This window comes from Streptomyces sp. 8K308, assembly GCF_004348315.1.
Taxonomy (GTDB): Bacteria; Actinomycetota; Actinomycetes; order Streptomycetales; family Streptomycetaceae; genus Streptomyces.
The window spans coordinates 1-4,304 of the sequence record NZ_SMKC01000472.1 but is presented as its reverse complement, the minus strand read 5'-3'; the positions used below and the strand labels follow the sequence as shown (position 1 = coordinate 4,304).

2 protein-coding genes and 1 pseudogene are annotated in these 4,304 nt (G+C 77.4%); 2 read left to right on the top strand and 1 reads right to left on the bottom strand.

Features of this window, described 5'->3' with window-relative positions; genetic code table 11:
• A partial coding sequence (locus E1265_RS34205) for an aminotransferase class I/II-fold pyridoxal phosphate-dependent enzyme (protein WP_132934845.1) occupies positions 1 to 533 on the top strand: 533 nt, incomplete at its 5' end.
• A gap of 409 nt (positions 534 to 942) precedes the next feature.
• On the opposite strand, the gene E1265_RS34200 is transcribed toward E1265_RS34205, so the two are convergent.
• Positions 943 to 1,821, bottom strand: a complete 879-nt coding sequence (locus E1265_RS34200; RefSeq protein WP_132934844.1) for an alpha/beta hydrolase — start codon at positions 1,819 to 1,821, stop codon at positions 943 to 945.
• 129 nt (positions 1,822 to 1,950) lie between these two features.
• Here E1265_RS34200 and E1265_RS34195 point away from each other — a divergent pair.
• Positions 1,951 to 3,923, top strand: a pseudogene (locus tag E1265_RS34195) (AfsR/SARP family transcriptional regulator).
• The last annotated feature ends 381 nt before the right edge of the window (positions 3,924 to 4,304 follow it).

Genomic DNA, 4,304 nt, shown 5'->3' with positions numbered 1-4,304 from the left:
GCGCGGTGGCGGGCGCGGGCCTGGCCGGCGCGCCCGACGTGGTGGCCACCGTGACGCTCTCCAAGGCGCTCGGCAGCCAGGGCGGCGCCGTCCTCGGCCCAGGACGGGTGATCGGGCACCTCGTCAACGCGGCCCGCACCTTCGTGTTCGACACCGGGCTCGCCCCGGCCGCCGCCGGCGCGGCGCTCGCCGCGCTTCGCCTGCTGCGCCGCGAGCCGGTCCGCGCCACCCAGGCCCGCGCGGTCGCCCGGCGCCTCTACCAGGGTCTCGCGGCCGCCGGGCTCCCGGTCTCGCCGCCCGACGCGGCCGTGGTCGCCGTCCGCGCCGCCTCGCCGCAGGCCGCGGAGCGCTGGGCCGCGGAGTGCCGCACCGCGGGGCTCGCCGTCGGTTGCTTCCGCCCCCCCTCGGTGCCCGACGGTATCTCCCGGCTGCGGCTCACCGCCCGCGCGGACCTCACCGAGACCGAACTGGCCAGGGCCCTCTCCGTGATCACCGGCACGGCCCCCGCCGCCGGCGCTTTCGGCGACGGTTGACCGGCGGCGTGCGCTCCCCTTCGGCGACGGCCGATCGGCGGCGTGCGCTCGCCCTTCGGCGACGGCCGATCGGCGGCGTGCGCTCGCCCTTCGGCGACGGCCGATCGGCGGCGTGCGCTCGCCCTTCGGCGACGGCCGATCGGCGGCGTGCGCTCGCCCTTCGGCGGCGGTTGACCGGCGACGCGGCGCCTGCCGCAGGCGATGGGGGATGGGCGGGGTGGCTCTGGTCGCTCACGGTGATTGACGGACCACGCCCGGCCTGGCCGGCTCGCGGCGAGTGCCGTCGTTGGCGGGCGTCGTCGCCTGGGCGGCGGTAGCGTGGCCGCCCGGGCGGTGGGTCGCGTCACCGTACCGGCAGGCCCGGCTGCCGGCAGGCGTGGTCGGTGGCCCGGCCGCCGGCAGGCGACCGTCATCTGGCCAGCAGTTCGCGCAGTGCCGCGACCACCTCGCCCGGCGCCTCCTCGGCCATGAAGTGCCCGCAGCTCACCGTGGCGTGCCGGAGGTCCCGCGCCCACGCCCGCCACAGCGCGGCCGCGTCGAACCCGAGCGCCGCGCCCCAGTCCTGCTGCAGCACGGTGACCGGCATCCGCAGCCGGTTGCCGGCCGCGAGGTCGGCCCGGTCGTGCGCCACGTCGACGCCGGCCGAGGCGCGGTAGTCCGCGACGATCGAGTCCACCGCCCCACGGCAGGCCGCGAGGTACTCGGCCCGGACGTCGGCCGGGATCGCCGCCGGGTCGTTCGTCCACAGGTCGAGGAAGTGCCCGAAGAACGCGTCCGCGCTGGCGGCGATCACCCGCTCGGGCAGCCCCGGCGGCTGGGCCATCAGGTAGAGGTGGAAGCCCACGGCGGCCGTGGTGCCGCGCAGCACGTCCCACATGTCCAGGGTGGGCAGCACGTCGAGGCAGGCCAGGTGGGTGACCGCGTGCGGATGGTCGAGCCCGGCGCGGAACGCCACCAGCGCGCCCCGGTCGTGCCCCGCGAGTGCGAAACGCTCGTGGCCGAGCGCTCTGGCGAGCGCGACGACGTCGGCCGCCATGGTCCGCTTGGCGTAGCCGCCGGCGGCCGACTCGGCCGGCTTGTCGCTGGCCCCGTAGCCGCGCAGGTCGGGGCAGATCACCGTGTGGTCCGCCGCCAGGTCGGCGGCCACGTGCCGCCACATCAGGTGCGTCTGCGGAAAGCCGTGCAGCAGCACGATCGGCGCTCCCGAGCCGCCGACCGCGACGTTGAGCGACACCCCTTTGGCGACGGCGACCCGCCGCTGATCGAAGCCGGGGATGACAGGTGACATGTGCGTTCCTTCCGGGGGAGGGGCCGGGACATCGCCCTCAAGCCTCCGGGGCGCGGATGAGCAACCGATGAGCACGCCACGCCGCCGCAGTACCGTGACCTGGGACGAACGCGGAGAGGAAGGCCGGGAGTGCGGGTCGAATTCGGGGTGCTTGGTCGGTCACCGCCTGGGACGCCGCCGGCCGCCCGCTCGCCCTGCGCGGCCCCAGACACCGCGCCGTGCTCGCCAGGCTGATCGTCGCCCGCCGCCGCGTCGTCCCCGTCGACCGCCTGGTGGCCGACCTGTGGGCCACCCCGCCCGCAGACCCGGTCGGCGCCGTGCGCACCTTCGTCGCCGCGCTGCGCCGCGAACTCGAACCCGACCGCAGGCCCCGCACGCCCGCCGCGCTGCTGGTCACCGAGGGCCCCGGGTACGCGCTGCGCGCCGCGCCCGACGCGGTCGACGCGGTCGACGCCTGGCGGTTCGAGGCCGAGCTCACCGCCGCCGGGGAGCTGCCGCCCGACCGCGCTGCGCCCCGGCTCGCCGACGCCCTCGGCCGCTGGCGCGGCCCGGCCTACGCCGAGTTCGCCGACGCGCACTGGGCGGGCGCCGAGCGGGCCCGCCTCACCGAGCAGCGGCTGCGCGCCGTCGAGCGGCTCGCCGAGGCCCGGCTCGCCCTCGGCCGGGCCGCGGACGCCGTGCCAGAGCTCGACGCGCACGTCACCGAGCACCCCTGGCGCGAGGAGGCGTGGCGGCTGCTCGCCCTGGCGCTCTACCGAGCCGGACGACAGGGCGACGCGCTCGCCGTGCTCCGCCGGGCCCGTGCCCTCCTCGCCGACCGGCTCGGCATCGACCCGGGCCCAAGGCTCCGCCACCTGGAGACGGACATCCTCCGCCACGCCCCCCACCTCGCCCCCGAACCCGGAGGCGCCGAGCGCGTCTGGGCCGAGGCGACCGCCGCCTACGACCGGGCCGTGCCCACCGGCGCCAGGGCACGCCTCGCGTCGACCGTCGGCCTGCTGCGCGACCTCGCCGTCACCGGAGGCGGCGGGCTCGCCGCCGCCCGCCGGCACCGGGTGGCGGCCGTCGCGGCGGCCGAGGAGCTCGGCGATCCGGAGCTGACCGCCCGCGTCGTCGGCGCCTACGACGTGCCGGCCATCTGGACCCGCGTCGACGACCCGGAACAGACCGCCCGCGTCGTGGCCGCCGCGGAACGCACCCTGGCCGCGCTGCCCACCGAGGGGCGCGAGGCGGCCAGGGCCCGGCTGCTGGCCACCATCGCCCTGGAGTCACGTGGCGCCCGCAGCCCGCGCGGTCCCCTGGCCGCCCGGCAGGCCGAGGAGCTGGCCCGCCGCCTCGACGACCCGGCGCTGCTCGCGTTCGCGCTCAACGCCGTCTTCATGCAGAGCTGCGGACGGACCGGGCTCGCGCCACGCCGGGACGCCATCGGGGCCGAGATCGTCACCCTCGCCGAACGGCACGGCCTGGCCACCTACCAGGTGCTCGGCCACCTCATCCGCCTCCAGGCCCACTGCGCCGCCGCCGACTTCACGGGCGCCGACCGGCACGCGGCCGCCGCCGACCGCCTCGCCGACCGGCACGAACTGCCGCTGGTCGGCGTGTTCACCCACTGGTACGCGGCGCTGCGCGGCGCCGCGACCGGCGCCCCGCTGCCCGTAGCCGAGGCGGCCTTCCGGGACGCGGCCGGGCGGCTCGACGGCGCCGGCATGCCGGGGCTCGAACGCGGCCTGCTGCCGCTCGCCCTGCTCTGCCTGCGGGTCGGCCGGGGGCTCCCGCCCGCCGGCGACGAACACACGGCCTTCGGCCCCTACGCGCCGTGGACCCTGCCCCTGGTGCTGCTGGCCGCCGACCGCCGCGACGCCGCCGCCGACGCGCTGCGCCGCGCCCCGGAGCCACCGCCCGACCTGTTGGCCGAGGCCCTCTGGTGCCTGCTCGCCCGCGCGGCCATCGCCCTCGACGACCGACCCCTCATGCGCCGCGCCCACGACGCGCTGGCCCCCGCCGCGACCGAACTCGCCGGCGCCGCCAGCGGCCTGCTCACCCTCGGCCCCGTCCGCACCCACCTGACCGCCCTGACGGCGGCCCTGAACACCGCCGCCTGAGCCGGCCCGAGTGGGCGTCCTGGCGTCGGCTAAGTAACCGGTATCTGCCGTGGGCATTGACGTGGGCCGATCCGGCGCCTAACGTGCCGATGCATCAAGGTGCGGGCTTGAATCGACTGTTCGGCGGGCCGCCTCTCAGCCGGATTGGGCGGGGTGGCCGCGTGGGGAAGCAGCAGAAACCGTTTTCGAGAGGCGGCATACCGGTCGGTGGACAGAAAACGATTTCTGGAAACCGGTTACTGCATGCCAGGACCCACGCAGCACCAGGGAAGACTCGAAGGAGAGCGGTACATGAGCAGCGCGAAGAGGCGTTTGGTGCTCGGCGGCGCGGCGTTCGGCCTGGTGGTCACGCTCGCCGCCTGCGGAAGCGGGGACGGGGAC